General features: G+C 49.7%; 14 protein-coding genes. 12 read left to right on the forward strand and 2 right to left on the reverse strand.

The annotated features are described in order from the left end of the window. The first annotated feature begins 305 nt into the window (after window positions 1-305). On the forward strand, window positions 306-1,253 hold the full coding sequence (locus NA197_RS22130) for a LysR family transcriptional regulator (protein ID WP_000534910.1): 948 nt from the start codon (window positions 306-308) through the stop codon (window positions 1,251-1,253). Between the two features lie 126 nt (window positions 1,254-1,379). Beyond that, entirely contained in the window at window positions 1,380-1,724 is a 345-nt protein-coding gene (locus tag NA197_RS22135; protein WP_000026889.1) for a phage holin family protein, read from the forward strand. A gap of 60 nt (window positions 1,725-1,784) precedes the next feature. Here NA197_RS22135 and NA197_RS22140 read toward each other — a convergent pair whose 3' ends face one another. Together NA197_RS22140 and NA197_RS22145 are read right to left on the reverse strand one after the other, a co-directional pair. Next, the gene (locus tag NA197_RS22140) at window positions 1,785-2,318 is read right to left on the reverse strand and encodes a glycoside hydrolase family 108 protein (RefSeq protein WP_001068132.1); all 534 of its coding nucleotides are present in this window, start codon (window positions 2,316-2,318) and stop codon (window positions 1,785-1,787) included. Window positions 2,319-2,334: 16 nt separating this feature from the next. Beyond that, entirely contained in the window at window positions 2,335-2,778 is a 444-nt protein-coding gene (locus NA197_RS22145; RefSeq protein WP_000860682.1) for a winged helix-turn-helix domain-containing protein, read from the reverse strand. Window positions 2,779-3,159: 381 nt separating this feature from the next. Between NA197_RS22145 and NA197_RS22150 the strand changes: the two genes are divergently transcribed. The 10 genes from NA197_RS22150 to bcfG all read left to right on the forward strand — a co-directional run bounded on the left by NA197_RS22150 (window position 3,160) and on the right by bcfG (window position 16,503). Continuing rightward, window positions 3,160-5,259 carry a glycosyl hydrolase family 18 protein gene (locus NA197_RS22150; protein WP_064043347.1) on the forward strand — a complete coding sequence of 700 codons (2,100 nt, stop codon included), beginning with the start codon at window positions 3,160-3,162 and terminating at the stop codon, window positions 5,257-5,259. A gap of 92 nt (window positions 5,260-5,351) precedes the next feature. Beyond that, a complete protein-coding gene (locus NA197_RS22155; RefSeq protein WP_079849443.1) occupies window positions 5,352-8,348 on the forward strand; it encodes a chitinase in 2,997 nt (998 codons plus the stop codon). Window positions 8,349-8,628: 280 nt separating this feature from the next. Then, window positions 8,629-9,333 (forward strand): winged helix-turn-helix transcriptional regulator, encoded by a 705-nt coding sequence (locus NA197_RS22160; protein ID WP_001576712.1) that lies wholly within the window; start codon window positions 8,629-8,631, stop codon window positions 9,331-9,333. Between the two features lie 429 nt (window positions 9,334-9,762). Next, complete coding sequence (locus tag NA197_RS22165) at window positions 9,763-10,305, forward strand: fimbrial protein BcfA (RefSeq protein ID WP_000743355.1); 543 nt, start codon at window positions 9,763-9,765, stop codon at window positions 10,303-10,305. A gap of 100 nt (window positions 10,306-10,405) precedes the next feature. Beyond that, on the forward strand, window positions 10,406-11,092 hold the full coding sequence (gene bcfB / locus NA197_RS22170; protein WP_064043349.1) for a fimbrial biogenesis chaperone BcfB: 687 nt from the start codon (window positions 10,406-10,408) through the stop codon (window positions 11,090-11,092). Between the two features lie 4 nt (window positions 11,093-11,096). Then, a complete protein-coding gene (bcfC, locus tag NA197_RS22175) occupies window positions 11,097-13,718 on the forward strand; it encodes a fimbrial usher BcfC (RefSeq protein ID WP_064043355.1) in 2,622 nt (873 codons plus the stop codon). Next, window positions 13,719-14,726, forward strand: a complete 1,008-nt coding sequence (locus tag NA197_RS22180) for a fimbrial protein BcfD (RefSeq protein ID WP_000701247.1) — start codon at window positions 13,719-13,721, stop codon at window positions 14,724-14,726. Next, window positions 14,727-15,272: a fimbrial protein BcfE gene (locus NA197_RS22185; RefSeq protein WP_001082038.1), complete on the forward strand. Its 546-nt coding sequence runs from the start codon at window positions 14,727-14,729 to the stop codon at window positions 15,270-15,272. Window positions 15,273-15,287: 15 nt separating this feature from the next. Beyond that, a complete protein-coding gene (locus NA197_RS22190) occupies window positions 15,288-15,806 on the forward strand; it encodes a fimbrial protein BcfF (protein ID WP_020437683.1) in 519 nt (172 codons plus the stop codon). Continuing rightward, the gene (gene bcfG, locus NA197_RS22195) at window positions 15,772-16,503 is read left to right on the forward strand and encodes a fimbrial chaperone BcfG (protein ID WP_001135028.1); all 732 of its coding nucleotides are present in this window, start codon (window positions 15,772-15,774) and stop codon (window positions 16,501-16,503) included. The genes NA197_RS22190 and bcfG overlap by 35 nt, the downstream gene beginning before the upstream one ends. Window positions 16,504-16,505 lie beyond the last annotated feature (2 nt).

Below are 16,505 nucleotides of genomic sequence, written 5' to 3' on the forward strand. Positions count from 1 at the left end.
CCTGTTAGGGCGCGGCTGGTAAGAGAGCCTTACAGGCGCATCTGAAAAACCTCCGGCTATGCCGGAGGATATTTATTCTGCCTGTACGCGCCCTGGCTTCTGTTAAACACATCGTATCCTCTCATTTGTTGATATTTTGTTTTTACTGATAAACAAATTGATGTTAATCAGCAGTTTTGTATACGCTTATTCTTTAAAAAAACGTGATGTGATGACATTAATGATTGCTTTTTTAGATGCTGTGAATTGATTTATCTTGAGTATTATCTATATTGCTTTTTTTAGTTTCCGGAGGCAGACAGCGAATGGGATCGAAAGGTGCCAACAAGAGCTTTGATTATAATTTAATCAAAATTCTTGACGCTGTTATTTTGTCAGGAAATGCGGCTATGGCGGCAAAAAAGTTAGGCATTACACCGGCTGCCGTTTCTCTGGCGTTAAAGCGCCTGCAGAGTTATTACCCGGAAGAACTGTTTAGCAGAGGGAAAGGCGGGCTCATCCCCACAGCTAAGGCTGTCGACATTCACCAAAATTTCAGTCAGGTGATGAAACTGGTGGATGACACATTTCTCTGTAATAGCAAAAAAGATGAAGCGTTCCAGATAACGTTATTAGGCAGTGATATTGTTGAAAGCTATTATCTTTCTCAGCTCTATAACAGCGATATATTTGACCGTATTTTGATAAATCATTTCACTGTCAGAAATATGAGTCGGGAGCATATCAGCGAACTTCTGTTTACTGCGCAAGGCGATCTGTTGATTAGTGCCGAACCTTTGCTGGAGTCCGGCATAGAGAATCAAATTATTGATAGTTTTAAATCATTTGTTTGTATCTGTAGCAGTAAACACATGCTGAGTACCCTCTCACAACTGTCGCTACATCATTTTTATTCTTCGCGTCATGCGTTATATCAGCCGGGGATGGGGGCTTCAGTGATATATCATGATAGCGAGTTATTTAAGGATGAGCTTTACTATACTGGCAGGCGTATTGTCGGCTATCGCAGTGATTCGATTAGCGGTTTGATGAGCATGATCGAACGAACCTCATTGATTGCATTGATGCCTTTGAAATTAGCGCTTTTTTATAAAAATCATCGTAAATATGACATTAAATTTATTCAGCCTCCGCCCGAACTGGCTTTGAAGTCAGTTCAGGTCTATGCATCCTGGAATAAAAATAGTAGAAATATATCGACGATTAATGAGATGGTAAGTATGTTACAAACGCTTTCCTCCTTCCGTCGCTAATACACCTCATTTTTACGCTTTGATTTAATATGGTTTTAAATGATGTGCTTTGATTTTTACCCTTCTGACAGGGCGCTTACACTCCTTGTGTTAATTATTCATTTATAATGATTTCGGAGTGTTAAAATGTCTATTCCCAACCATGTGTCGACAACGGAAGTTGTGCTATTGGAGCTAGAGATCTTACTCACTATTATTTCGATTGGCGCGTGGGGAGGCTTTGTCAGCTATCTTTTACGCAAAGATAAGACAGAATATAATAGTTCTCATGAAAGTATTAAATATTGCTTAACGCAGATCGTGATTTCCTGCTTCACCAGTTTCTTGTTAAGCGCGATTGCGATCGAAAAAGAATGCAGTTTCAACATTGTTCTGTTGGCGGCAGGCTTAGGCGGTGTTTTCGCGAGTCCGATCTTAAAGATTCTTGGGCGGCGGATTAAAAAAATTATCGAAGGTAATAATTCAGATTAATTATCATTTGCAGTATCAGGCTCATCCGTGAGCCTTTTACGCGTCTTTTTTCAGCCTGGTCTAGGTCACTCTATTCTTGATCCAGCCATAAATAAATTGTTCGTTATTGTGGTTTTTCTCAGCAACGTTTAAGTAGTACGTGCCCTGACTGCAATTGAGGGCTTTCACCAAAACGGCTTCCCCTTCCTGGCCTCGCCAGGCCAAATAATGTTCGAGAGCGGCAAGCGTCCGCGGGCCAATATTGCCATCCACATGAATATCCGGGTAGCGTTTACCTTCGTGATTAAAGACGTTCAACCAGCGTTGCAGCCACGCGCTGGGGTGGTAAGCGCCTATGTTGACTGCCGCATCGCACAGCTCGAAGGAGACTGGCCACGATAGCGTCGAGATGACGTCAAAACCTGGTTTTATCCAGTAATCCTCTTCGAGAATCGCGTAGGCTTCAGCGTGGGTCAGATCCCGCATATCGCCAGCATAGCCATGCGCTCGCGCCGTGGCTTCGGTAATGCCCCAATGGGTGGCGCCGCCTTTATCTTTAGGGTTAAATACGTAACCGCCTTCAAGCGCAATAATTCCATCTATAATTGGATTCATCTTCCCTTTCCTTCGCTTAGTGAATATGCAGATACATGAGAGAACCTAACGTTACTGAAAATACGGTCGTCAGGGCAGCGATGGTTTGCCGTACAATCTGTTTTTTTCTTCCCTTTGTTTCGCTATCCGTCGCGATAATGGTGATATCACTATTAACTTTGAGGCCTTGTCTTGGAATGGTAATAAAAAGATCGTTAATACCAAGCGCTTTAAGGTCACGTCTGATTAAATAGAGAATCTGCGTTAGATTTGCATCATTAACATAGTGGCTTCGACTTCCCCATAACGCAGTGGTTATTTTTTGTCGCTCGATAATCTCCAGATGAGCATTCTCGATGATGAAACTGAGACATTTGGCTCTCATCGCAGTCATTTTAATAACCTGTGAATTTGAGACCGTCCTCAGTTCATATTTACCTTCATTGTAAATGCAATTGCTATTAATGATATAAGTTTTCATAACGTCTTCCTTTAGAAATGTACATCCTGGTTGTCTGTGGTGACTATATTGTATGAGAAATGTCTTAATCCAATAAATGTCACTGGTTTTATTGTATTGTCATTGTCTATAGCGAGTGTAATCACATTATTTCATTGAAATTAAATGATATTTAATTACATGATAAATGATATTTACTATGCTCTCACCAGAACGGAGTGAGCGGGCGCTGAGAGGTGTTGTTTTCTCTTCGATAGACGGTGTTGTTAACCTCATTTTTATGATTTTTATATCATCTAAAAAGATGATGTTTTGTGATTAGCTATTTTTTATGCCTGTAACGATTATGGACCCTCGCAGAACGAGCTGCGACAATTTTGAAACGTAAAAGGAAATTTGAAAATGGCTACAAGCAAACTGATTCAAGGCGATACGATTACTGAAACTACCCATGCAGCGAATGGTTTTGACCCTGCAACAAGCGATGATAAAATAAGCTATACTTCCGCTCGTGTTGCGAAACCGGTATACAATAAATATAAAAATTCCACGACTAAGCCGAAGGTATTCGGTTATTACACCGACTGGTCACAGTATGACAGCCGTCTGCAAGGCAATATGTCCCAACCGGGCCGTGGTTATGATTTAACCAATGTTTCACCGACGGCTTATGACAAACTGATTTTTGGTTTTGTTGGTATCACCGGTTTCAGAAAAATTGATAAAGAAGACCGCGACGTCGTAGCAGAAGCGGCAGCGCTGTGCGGCAAAGTGAAATATGAACCGACCTTCCTCGATCCGTGGGGCGATTTCCAGTCTTATATCAACCTGGGTTTTGAAACCAGCGGCTGGGACGTTGATCCGAAAACCGTGACCCAGGCTAACGCCAAAGGTATGCTGGGCGCGTTGCGTGATATGCAGGCAAAAGCGAAAGCTGCGGGTCACACGCTGGCGCTCTCCATGAGTATCGGCGGCTGGAGCATGAGTAACGGGTTCCACGAAACCGCCGCTTCTGACTCTTCTCGTAAAACCTTCGCCAAAGGCGTGGTGAAACTGTTCAAACAGTTCCCGATGTTCAGCGAAGTGGATATTGACTGGGAATACCCGAACGATGAAGGGGCGGGCAACCCGTTTGGCGCAGAAGATGGCGCTAACTACGCGCTGCTGATTTCCGAACTGCGTAAACAGCTGGATTCCGCGGGTCTGAGCAATGTGAAGATCTCTATCGCGGCCTCCGCGGTGACTACGATTTTTGATCACGCTAAAGTAAAAGATCTGTTGGCTGCTGGCCTGTACGGCATCAACCTGATGACCTATGACTTCTTCGGTACGCCGTGGGCGGAAACGCTGGGCCACCACACTAACCGCAAAGCGCTGGAAGAGGGCGGCTGGGCTGTCGAAACCATCGTTGATCACCTGCTGGCGGAAGGTTTTTCCGCTGACCGTATCAACATCGGTTATGCCGGCTATACCCGTAACGCTCGCCAGGTAGAAATTGAATCCCTGTCGCCGCTGAAAGGTTCTTACAACCCAGGTTCAGGCGATACTACCGGTTCCTTCGAATCCGGCACTAGCGAATGGTATGACGTCATTTATAGCTACCTGGATCTGGAAAACCAGAAAGGCCGTAACGGTTTCAACGTTTACACCGACCAGGTCGCTGACGCTGACTACCTGTATAGCCCGGAATCCAAACTGTTTTTATCCCTGGATACGCCGCGTACTGTCAAAGCAAAAGGCGAATATGCAGCGAAACTGGGCCTGGGCGGCGTGTTTACCTGGACTATCGATCAGGACAACGGCGTGCTGGTTAACGCCGTGCGTGAAGGTCTGGGTTATGAAATCGAATCTGAAGTTATCGATATGGAACCGTTCTACTTCGAAGGTATCAATGTAGAAAAAGATGACGAGCAGAGCGATAGCGACGACGCGCAGAAGGTCAACCACGCGCCGAAAGCGGCGATTGAACTGATGGTCGTAGGCGGATCTACGGTACAGCTGTCTGGCGCAGGTTCTTCTGATGAAGATAACGATGAGCTGTCCTTTAGCTGGGGCGTGCCTTCTCAAATCGATGTGGCAGACAAAACGGCTGAAATCATTGAGGTTGTGGTACCGGAAGTTAGCGAAAAAACAGCCTTTCAGTTCACCCTGTTTGTACGCGACTGCTACAACGAACCGTCCTCTCAACAGCGCTTTGTTCTGACGGCGGTGCCTGCGCTATCTCAGGTTCAACCGGAACCGGAAGAGGAAGAAGAGATTATCGTTCCTGTACCGGACGAGGAAGAAGATACCACGCCGGCTGAGGATGATACGCCAGCAGATGACAAAACGTCACCTTACGCGCAGTGGGATGCTTCTAGCGTTTATGGCGCAAACTGGGGTTCTTTCGAAATCGTTAGCTGGAAAGGCCATAACTATCAGGTGAAATGGTGGTCTATGGGCGACCAGCCTGACCTGAACTGCGGTGTCGGCGGTGCATGGACCGATCTTGGCGCTTACTAATACACGGCATTAAGCACGATGTATTGGGCTTCATGATTCAAGCCCCGGTTTACCGGGGCTTTTCTCCACCAGGGACAGAGGAAGAGCAGACCATGACCATTTCCATCCATGCCAGCGCATTTGACGTCAACAGCTGGTATCAAAAAATCACCTTAACCTTCATCAATGAGAGCGGTAATGCGGTCGATATGAACCATGCCGCAATATCGTTCACGGCTTCCGGGCACATCGATCCATGGGGAAATAGCGGCGGTACGCTCAAAGGGAACCTGCCGCTTACGCTGAATGAGAGTTCGTATGGCACGCTGGAAACTAACAACATCATCATTAATAACAGCGATGCATTACTTCTTCAGCCGGGCGAACGCGGGACGCTCTCTTTCAGCCTCGCGGCGACGCAGGTGCCGGTAAAAATGTCCGCCATCACCTTGACGCTGGCGTCATCGTCATCCGAAGACGCAGAGTCTGAAACCCCATCCGATCAGGAGACGCCAGCGATACCCGCCGCAGACGAACAACCCGCCGAACCCGATGTGCCGGAAAAGGACAATGACCTTCAGGAACGCGGCCTTACGCTTAACGTTAGCGAGTTGAATGCCGCGAGTTGGTATCAACGCGTCACCTTTACGCTGACCAACCTCTACGCCCAGGCGGTAGATCTCAATCAGCTTCAACTGAATTTTACGGCCAGCGCGCACCCCGATCCCTACAGTCCGTTTCAGGGAACAATGCTGGGGAATCAGGCCGTGACGCTGGCCAGCGATGGGGGATGGCCCATCGAGAAGAATACCATCACCATTAATCATGACGGCGCGCTGATGCTGGCGGCGGGGGATATCGCCGAATTACAGTGCTATCTGGCCGCCACGCAGACGCCAGTTGCCATCAGCGATTTGAACGCGACGTTGGCTCATGATCCTGCCCGTCAGGGAAAAATTTGCGTTCATTTTCCTGCCATGACGCAGACCGTGGCGCTCAAACCGGCGATTGAGCTACTGTTTCCTGCCGGCGAAACCCGGCGCTTTGTCGGTGAGTGGGGTGAGGTTCTGACAATAAGCGATCTTAGCGCAGGAACGTATCGGCTTACCGTACCGGTACTGGCGAATGATGAGATGCAAATCGCGCCTGTCGAGTCCTCTTTTATCGTTACGCTGCAATCCGGCGATGCCGCCGCGCAGGTCCAGGTATCCTGTCTGCCGATTGTCCGTTATGCCAGCGCGCGTCTGATGATTGACGCCCCTGCGCTTGGTAATGCGAAATTGACCGTTGAAATCGCCGATGCTACGCAAGCGGATGAGCGTACCGTCACGCTTATCGCCAACCAACCGCAGTTAATCACCCGGCTACTGGCGGGGCATCATTATACGGTCAATCTGCAGCCTGCGATGATTAATAACCGCTTTATATCGGCACCCATACAGCTTACGGGTTTTATCCCTGCCGCGGCGCAGGTTGCCGAGGTTGCGGTCGCTTACCAACAGTCGGCGCTCGACACGGCGAGCTTCGTGACGGTAGATGCCACTATACTGGGCCTGCCCGATGGCGTCGCGCCGCAGCGTTATCTGTTCAGCAGCGGTAAATATCAATACTCATTAATGCTGGAGAGCGGCAGCGATCGGCAGACGTTGGCATTATGCTTTGCGCCCGGGCTGTATGATGTTCAGACGGACGACATTTTCATCGACAGCGTGCCGTGGCGCTGTGAACAGGCCGGGCCGCTACGCTTGTTGCAAAAGGTCAACCATGTGGCGCTGGAGTTTCTGCCCGGCGTGACGCTACAGGTAAAAGGTTGGCCTGATTACCTTGCTCATGGCGGCGTGACGGTTAACGCGCCAGAGACGGTTTCTCTTTATCGCGATATACCGTTTAGCGCGTTGTTTAAATACGATGGTTTTGACGGCGGCGGCGATCCGGTTCCGGCCGCAGAGGTTGACGTGAACGGGGATGGTTTTCTGGATTACGCGACGTTACCGATCCATAAAACCGTTGCGCTGGTGCGCCAGATAGAAAAAGAAGCCGGGCGTAGCGTCATGCCGGTAATGGTCATTTATACCGCGAATGCCAGCGGCGGTAGCGCGCTGGCGGATTTACAGGATGCGCAAAAGCTACGTAACCATTTTGGTAACTTTATTACCCAGTGTCTGGCGGCGCAGTCATACAAAGATGAGACGCATCCTGTCCCGGCCACCTTTGTGCTTAACCCGGATTTTCTCGGGGCGCTACAGCAAGGACCGTATGGCTATACCGTAGTACGGCAAAAAAACAGTGTGCCGGTGAATGCCCAACTGGCGGCGGCGATACAAGCATTACCGGCGATGGCTGGCTTTATCGCGCCTTCGTTGCCGACGTTTAGCGACGATCTCTACGGTTATATTCAGGCGGTGAACTATCTTGTTCGTCAGTTTGCCCCGGATGTGGCTTTTGGCTGGCAGACGAATGTCTGGGCGACAGGAACGGCGGACTGGGTGCTGCGCGATACCGCTGATCCGGTAGCTGAAGGGCAGGCGATCGCCGGATTTATTCATGAACTGGGCGTTTATAGCGGAGAATATGCGCCGGACTTTATTGCGTTTGATAAATTTGAGCGTGACTGTTTCAGTCCTGATGCGCTTGCCCACTATGGCTGGAATGCGACATGCTGGCTTAATTACCTGGCGATGGTAAAACAGGTGACGAAAGCGCTGCTGACGCCCGCCATGCTGTGGCAAATCCCTGGCGGCCATATGCCTACAGTAGAAGAGGGCGTCAGCAAAATCAGCGCTGCGCACTTTGCATCCGGCGGAACCTTTTTTATGGGGGACGCCCGCATTGGCAGCGATCCTGACATGCTCTCTTTGCAGCTACTCAATACGGCCTTAAATAGCGCGACTTACGGCGTCCCGACCGTCGGCGACTTTTTACGTAAAGATAAGGGGTATGACTGGGGCCAGATGCAGGCGCTGAATCTACCGGACTTTAACGTCTTTTCGATCTTATGGGGCGGTGGTTCTACTATCAGTATTACGACAATCCATTCTAACGGTGAAGACGGCGGCTGGCTGGCGGATAAAATGGTAGAGTATTATGCTGCCCCTCGCTATTTTAGATAATATCACTGCTTATTTGCATTAATCTGGACTATTAGTTTGAGATTCGAAGGCGCGTTCTTTCGAATCTCTTTTCCTGCGCCCCCTGACCTCTCATTCTTTATGCGTAATTCGTTATTAATTTTCTGTAATCAATTTGTATTAAGAATCGTCTTAATCTTAAAAATATTGCGTATTAGTGCGTTGTGAATACAGAAATACTGCATAGCGATGTTATTTATTATTAATTTAAGTACTTTTTGAGAGGTTATACTGTGGCGCTACATTGAGTAGACAACCGTTAATGAAAAAAATGATGAACGACGCTTTTGCTAAAGATAATAATGAGAATTTATTACACTCTTTTCTTTTTTCTCAGCAGGCTAAACCTCACGCGGCGATTGATGCCTTATTTTCGGCCTTGTTGCCATTTGGTCAACCGTTTACGCTGGGTATCGGCGATGAGTTTTATTTACAGGCCAATGATGAACACTACATTGTATTACTGGAGTCAGGAATTGTTTCTTTCTGTCGTGATGACAACCGACTCCATATATCTTCATCGTTTGCGCCATCGGTCGTGGGTATGGTTGACAGCTATGGCGCTACCTATAACGTTCCCGCGCGCCCGGAACACTTTTTGCTCGCGGAAACGGTTTGTACCGGTAGATTTGTTCGCCTGCCGGATTTTATAAAAATCGCCGATGAATGCGATTTGTGGCACGACGTGGCCCGTTGTCTGGCTTACCGTCTGATGGTGATGAGCGCGCGCGATCGTGAATTAGTCGGCGTCGATTCTTATCTGAAAGTTCGGGCGCTGCTGATTGAAATCTGGGCTTATCCACAGGCCTACCGGGAAAACATTATCGTATTGAATTTTATTCAACGGCGTACCGGGATATCGCGCAGTCGGACTATGAAGATTCTGTCTGAACTAAAAAAAGGCGGGTATATCCATATTGATAATGGGCGGCTGGCGGCGCTCGGAAAACTGCCAGTGGCGTATTAATGCACTATATGCAACGATATATTTACATATCTCGACTGAATTTGCCTGGTATCGTTAATAGAATGTTTTATTGAAAGCTGTTACGCAGGTTATTTTTAAAAAGTCAACATGGCTAAAGAGGATAGACCGAATGACTGGTGTAAAGTTAATATAAAACAACAGGTTATGTCTAGTCCTTTAAAACCAAATGTCGATGATTGCAACTTGCCGTTGGCTTGTTAATAATTAATAACATCGTTATCTCATTATAACGTAAAGATAAACTCACGACGTTGAGTGGCTGTTTTATTGTTTCTGACATTTATATCAGAACAAGAAGACACTTTTTTTCGCATAAGAAAAAGTCGTGATATTGCTGTGAAGAAATATCAGCAGCCGTTTCGTTAAAAAATCTGATTACCCTCATTTTTATATTTAAAAGGAGCTTGAATGAAAAAGCCTGTACTAGCATTAATGGTCTCTGCCATTGCCTTTGGCGGAATGTTGTCCACCGCGCAAGCGGATACTACAACCGTCACTGGCGGTACGGTAAATTTTGTCGGACAGGTCGTTGACGCCGCCTGTTCTGTTTCCGCTGACTCTGTCGATCAGACCGTGACATTAGGCCAGGTTCGCGCCAGTAAATTAACCGAGGCCGGTATGGCGGCGAATCAAAAAGAAGATTTCACCATTAAACTGGAAGACTGCGATACTCAGACCAGCCAGAATGCGGCGGTGATTTTTAATGGCCAGCAGGACGCAAACCAGCCGGGGTCGCTGGCGAATACCGCTGGGGCAGGTTCGGCGACGAATGTGGCATTACAACTTTATGGGCCGGATGGCCAGGCGCTGAATATCGGTGAATCGTCCAGTACTGTTACCTTGAACGATGGCGAAAACGTTATTCCGCTTAGCGTGGATTATATCGCTACCGGTACGGCGACTGCCGGTAATGTTACCGCGACGGCGACATTTAGCATGGTTTATTCCTGATTCCTTATCGGGATTTTTTTCTCGTCTGTTGGGAGGCGAGAAAGGGGCGTTACGCGCGTCACTGCGCGTAACAAACCGACGGCATCAGGATATTACACAGATGAAAAAAAACGTACCGATTTTCTTTCGATTATTGCTACTACTGTCGGCGGCCGGCCTGTCGTTTGCCGCGCAGGCGGGAGGCATTGCGCTGGGCGCGACCAGGGTGATTTATCCGCAGGGAAGTAAGCAAACCTCCTTGCCGATTATTAATTCTTCTGCCAGCAATGTTTTTTTAATTCAGTCGTGGGTCGCCAATGCCGATGGTTCACGCTCGACGGATTTTATCATTACGCCGCCTCTCTTTGTGATCCAGCCTAAAAAAGAAAATATATTACGTATTATGTATGTCGGGCCGTCATTACCGACCGATCGCGAAAGCGTGTTTTATTTAAACAGTAAAGCGATACCCTCTGTCGATAAAAATAAACTGACCGGCAACTCCCTGCAAATTGCGACGCAAAGCGTGATTAAGCTATTTATCCGCCCGAAAAATCTGGCGGAGGCGCCAGCCCATGCCCCGTCGACGCTTCGCTGCCGTAACGAGCACGGCCAGCTAACGATTACTAACCCTTCGCCGTACTACGTTTCGATGGTTGAACTGTACAGCGCGGGGAAAAAACTGCCGAATACTATGGTACCGCCGAAAGGCGCGATCACTCTCCCGGCGACGCCTGGCCAGGTATCTTTGCGCACGGTAAACGATTTTGGCGCAACGACGCCAGCACGCGTTTGTCCAGCTTCATGATGTTATGCGTAATCAGCTTTTCATGACGCGATATTACTCCAGCGTAGCTAAACCCGTATTAACCCCGCTGGCGTTGGCTATCGCACTGGTGCCTGCGCCGGGGTGGGCGGAAAACTATTTCAACCCGGCATTTCTGTCTGACGACCCGTCTGCGGTGGCCGACTTATCGACCTTTTCCCGTAATGCCCAGGCGGCGGGGATGTATCGCGTTGACGTTTACCTGAACAATACGTTTCTCGCGACCAAAGACATTGCCTTTCAGGCGGTGAAAACGGCGGGAAAAAGCGCGCCAACCGATGACAGCGGATTACGCGCCTGCCTGACGCCTGAAATGCTTAAAAATATGGGGGTGAACACCGGGGCGTTTCCACGGTTGGCGAAGGCGACGGCGGGAAGTTGTCCGGATCTCGCCAGTGCGATACCGGCCGCCCGGACCCGCTTTGATTTTGCGCAGCAACGTCTCGACATTAGCATCCCGCAGGCGGCGATGGTTGCCAGCGCCAGAGGCTATATCCCACCGCAATACTGGGATGAAGGTATTAACGCGTTGCTATTGAATTACACCTTTACCGGCGCGAATAGTCAGGATCGGAGCCCTGGCGGCAGTGCGGAGAACAGCTATTTTCTTGGATTGAATAGCGGCCTTAATCTGGGGGCCTGGCGGTTACGCGACTACTCCACATGGAACGCGAATAGCGGCGATCAGAATAGCGACAGCGACTGGCAGCACATCAGTACTTATCTGGAACGTGATGTGGTCTTTTGGCAGGGAGAACTGACGGCAGGCGATAGTTATACCCCCTCCGCATTATTCGACAGCCTTCCTTTTCGCGGACTACAACTGGCGTCTGACGACAATATGTTGCCAGACAGCATGAAGGGCTTCGCGCCGACCATTCACGGCATTGCCAGAAGCAACGCGCAAGTGACCATTCGGCAAAACGGCTACATCATCAATCAGCGCTATGTGCCGCCCGGGGCATTTACTATTAATGATCTCTATCCTACCGCCGCCAGCGGCGATTTGACTGTGGAAGTCAAAGAGTCCGACGGTTCTATTAATCGCTATAACGTGCCCTATTCCGCCGTGCCGATTCTACAACGAGAAGGGCGGCTGAAGTATGCGGCGACGGTGGCGGAGTATCGCAGCGATAGTAGTCAAAAAGAGAAGGTGAAATTCAGTCAGGCGACCTTGATATGGGGGTTACCGCATGGTTTTACGCTGTATGGCGGAACACAACTTTCCAGTCATTATCACGCGCTGGCGATCGGCAGCGGCGCAAATCTGGGCGACTGGGGCGCGGTGTCGCTGGATGTCACCCAGGCTACCAGTACGCTGGCGGATAATAACACCTACCAGGGGCAATCGCTGCGTTTCCTGTATGCCAAATCGCTTGCACAGTCAGGAACCAATTTACAGCTTATGGGCTATCGCTATTCAACCTCGGGCTTTTACACGTTGGATGATACCACGTGGAAACGGATGAGCGGCTATGACGATGACAGTCGGACTGACAGCGATAAAAGCAGGCCGGAATGGGCGGATTATTACAACCTTTATTACACCAGGAGGGGGAAAGTACAACTCGATATCAATCAACAGCTAGGCGGGTTGGGATCGCTTTTTATTACCGGCAGCCAGCAAAGTTACTGGCACACTGATGAAAAGGATTCTTTGTTGCAGGTGGGATACAGCGATACGCTGGCGGGTATTGCATGGAGCGTTTCTTACAACAATAACAAATCCGCAGGCGATGCGGAGCGCGATCAAATTTTCGCGCTGAATATCTCGGTGCCGCTAAGTCAATGGCTGCAACACGATGATGAGGTCACGCGCCATCACAATGTTTACGCTACCTTTAGCACCAGTACGGACAAACAGCATAACGTTACGCAGAATGCGGGCCTTAGCGGCACACTGCTGGACGAAAACAATCTTAGTTACAACATACAGCAAGGTTATCAGAATCACGGTATTGGCGAAAGCGGCGCCGCCAGTCTGGAATACGATGGCGCGAAAGGCAACGCCAACATTGGCTATAACGTTAGCGATAACGGCGATTACCAGCAGGTGAATTATGGCCTGAGCGGCGGCCTGGTAGCGCACGCGCATGGAGTGACACTAAGCCAGCCGCTGGGCAATACCAATATTTTGATTGCCGCGCCGGGCGCAGCCAATGTCGGCGTTGTCGACCAGCCGGGTATTCATACGGACGCGCGTGGCTATGCGGTGGTGCCGTATGCGACAACATATCGCCAAAACCGTATGGCGCTGGACGTTAACGCCATGGCTGATGATGTCGATATTGATGACGCGGTGACTCGCGTTGTGCCGACCGAAGGCGCGCTGGTTCTGGCCCGCTTTAAAGCGCGGGTTGGCGCGCGTGCCCTGGTAACGCTGAATCATAACGGTAAGCCTGTACCCTTTGGCGCAACGGTGACGGTGAATGATCGCCATGCGGAGGCGATTGTTGACGAGGCCGGGGAGGTCTATCTTTCCGGGTTGTCAGCGCAAGGCGTTCTGCACGTTCGCTGGGGGAACCTGCCGGATCAACAGTGTGTCGCGTCCTATCATCTCTCTTCCTCCCGTCAGATTCTGAGTCGACAACATGCGGAGTGCCATTAAATGAAAATACCTCTTTTATTTGCTCTGCTGGCGGGAAGTGTCGTATCGCAGTACGCCTTCGCAGACGTGTGTAAAAACGTTAACGGTGTACCTTCCAGTATTAATTACGATTTAACGACCACTCTGACGGCAGAACAAAACCAGGTGGGAAAGACGGTTCAACTGGAAAAAAGCCAGGAAGTTAATGTACAGGCGGTGTGTCCCGCCGGCGCGTCGACCTATAGCCAGACTTATCGCTCCTATGTGTCGCCATATCCGGTCGTAGAAACGAGCGGTAACTGGAAATATTTAAAGCTGGACCCGGACTACCTTGAAGGCGGAATGCGAATTGAGGATTCTTCGGCGGGCGATATCTATCCGCCAATGAACAATGTCCTGATGGGATATGATGAAAATGTGAAAGCGGGTCAACCGTTTTACGTTCGTGACTCAAATCTGGAGTTTCAGCTCAAAATTGTTAAACCGTTCGTCGGCACGGTGAATATTAGTCCTAAGACTATGTTCAATGTTTATGTCATGACCGCCGCAGGCGATCCGCTGACAGATGTCGTGTACAGCATTCTTTATAGTGGAACGGTGACCGTACCGCAAAGCTGCGAAATCAACGCCGGACAAACGATTCTGGTAAATTTCGGCGCATTATACAGCGGCAATTTCAACCATGCAGGCCAAAAGCCGGAGGGGGTACGAGCGAAAAAATTCAGCGTACCGGTAAAGTGCAGCGGTCTGGATTCGCAGGTCAATTTAACAATGCGTCTTATCGCTACGCCGGATAGCCACGTTCCCCAGGCTATCGCTTCGGATAATGCCGATGTCGGCGTAGTGGTCGAAACCGATGAAGGAAACGCGCTTATCCCCAATGATGTACAGAGCGTCGCGCCTTTTATCACCGATAGCGCCGGACGCGCTAACATCACATTGCAGGCCTACCCGGTAAGTACAACAGGCGAAACGCCTGCGGAAGGGGCATTTACCGCACTGGCCAGCCTGCGAGTGGACTTTGACTAAATGAACAGATCACACTGCGCTCTTTTTGCCATGGGACTGATGCTGTGTCCACAAATCAATGCCAGCGCTGACGACCTCGCTTATAACCTCGAATTTACCGGCACTATTGTGGCGCAAACCTGCGACATAGATATCTCCAGCCTCAGTCAAAGTATTGATTTAGGGCAGTTTGCAGTTGGCGATTTTCCTTCGACAGGAACAACGACAAAATTTAAGCCCTTTAATATCAACCTCAAAAATTGTTCCCGAGGAATTGCCGGGGCGAAGATCTGGTTTACCGGCGAACCCGATCCGGACAATCCCGCGCTACTGGCGATAACCGACACCGGGATGGGAAGCGGAAACATGTTAGCAAGTGGGGTTGGGGTGGAAATTCTGAATGATGATCAGGATACCATCAGTATCAATAATGCCGACTCGGTGGTCTATCCGTTGAAAGCCGGACGCAACACGCTGTCTTTTTATATTCGCTATAAATCGACCCGGCCGACGGTCACGTCCGGGAACGCGACGGCGGTCATGTATTTCGATATGCAGTATGAATGAGGAGCCATCGTAATTATGCGTAACGATATCCTGTACGGCATCGGGATGCTGCTGGCGGCATCCGGCGTCCAGGCGCACGATGGCCGGGTTTATGTCTCCGGAACCATCACGGACAATACGTGTTCGCTCTCTCCAGACTCGGAAAATATTAACGTGGCGATGGGCGCGGTTTCTCAACGGCAGTTTTATCGCGCGGGCGACGGTTCCGCCTGGCAACCTTTTGCTATCGATTTACAAAACTGCGGCAGCACTGCCAGCGGCGTAACGGTCAGTTTTAGCGGTGCGGCGGACAGCCGTAATACGGATTTATTGGCGCTTACCGCAGGGGAAAGCGACGCTTCAGGCATTGGGATTGCGCTTTATGATCAAAATAAAACTTTAATCCCACTGGGGCAAGAGAGTGATGTGGTGACGCTCAGTCCGGGTCAGGCGTCGGCGCATCTGCAATTTTACGCGCGTTATCTTGCCGATGGCGGCACGGTAACGCCCGGGGACGCCAATGCCTCCGCAACCTTCATTCTTGCCTATGAATAAGTTCTTTTTACGCTGCGCGATATATTGGTGCTTGCTTCCCATATCATGGGCGCAGGCTGGCGTGGTAATTGGCGGTACTCGCTTTATCTATCATGCGGGCGCCCCGGCATTAAGCGTACCGGTAAGTAACCATTCAGAAGCGTCCTGGTTAATTGATACGCATATTTTACCTGGTGGCCGCTGGCCAGGAACCAAAAACGAAGGGAATATCATGCCCTTCGTGGTCACGCCGCCATTATTTATGCTTTCAGCGCGCCAGGAAAACTCAATGCGGGTGGTTTATACCGGCGCACCGCTACCCGCCGACAGGGAAAGTCTGTTTACCTTGAGTATCGCCGCTATTCCCTCCGGTAAACCGGAAGCGAACCGTGTACAAATGGCGTTTCGTTCGGCTTTAAAATTGCTCTATCGCCCTGAGGGACTCGCCGGCAATCCGCAGCAGGCCTACCGGCATCTGATCTGGTCGCTTACCCCCGATGGCGCGACGGTACGCAATCCGACACCCTATTACGTTACGCTCTTTTTATTACGCGCTAACGAGCGCGCCCAGGACAACGCCGGGGTCGTGGCTCCCTTTGCAACGCGTCAAACGGACTGGTGCCGGCACACGGTTCGCTGCACTGTGCGCTGGCAAAGTATTAATGACTATGGGCGGGTAATGACAGCGCAAACCGTGGATCTGACGCGTATTCATTAACT

The sequence above is a fragment of the Salmonella sp. NW884 genome (assembly GCF_051700745.1).
Lineage (GTDB): Bacteria > Pseudomonadota > Gammaproteobacteria > Enterobacterales > Enterobacteriaceae > Salmonella > Salmonella enterica.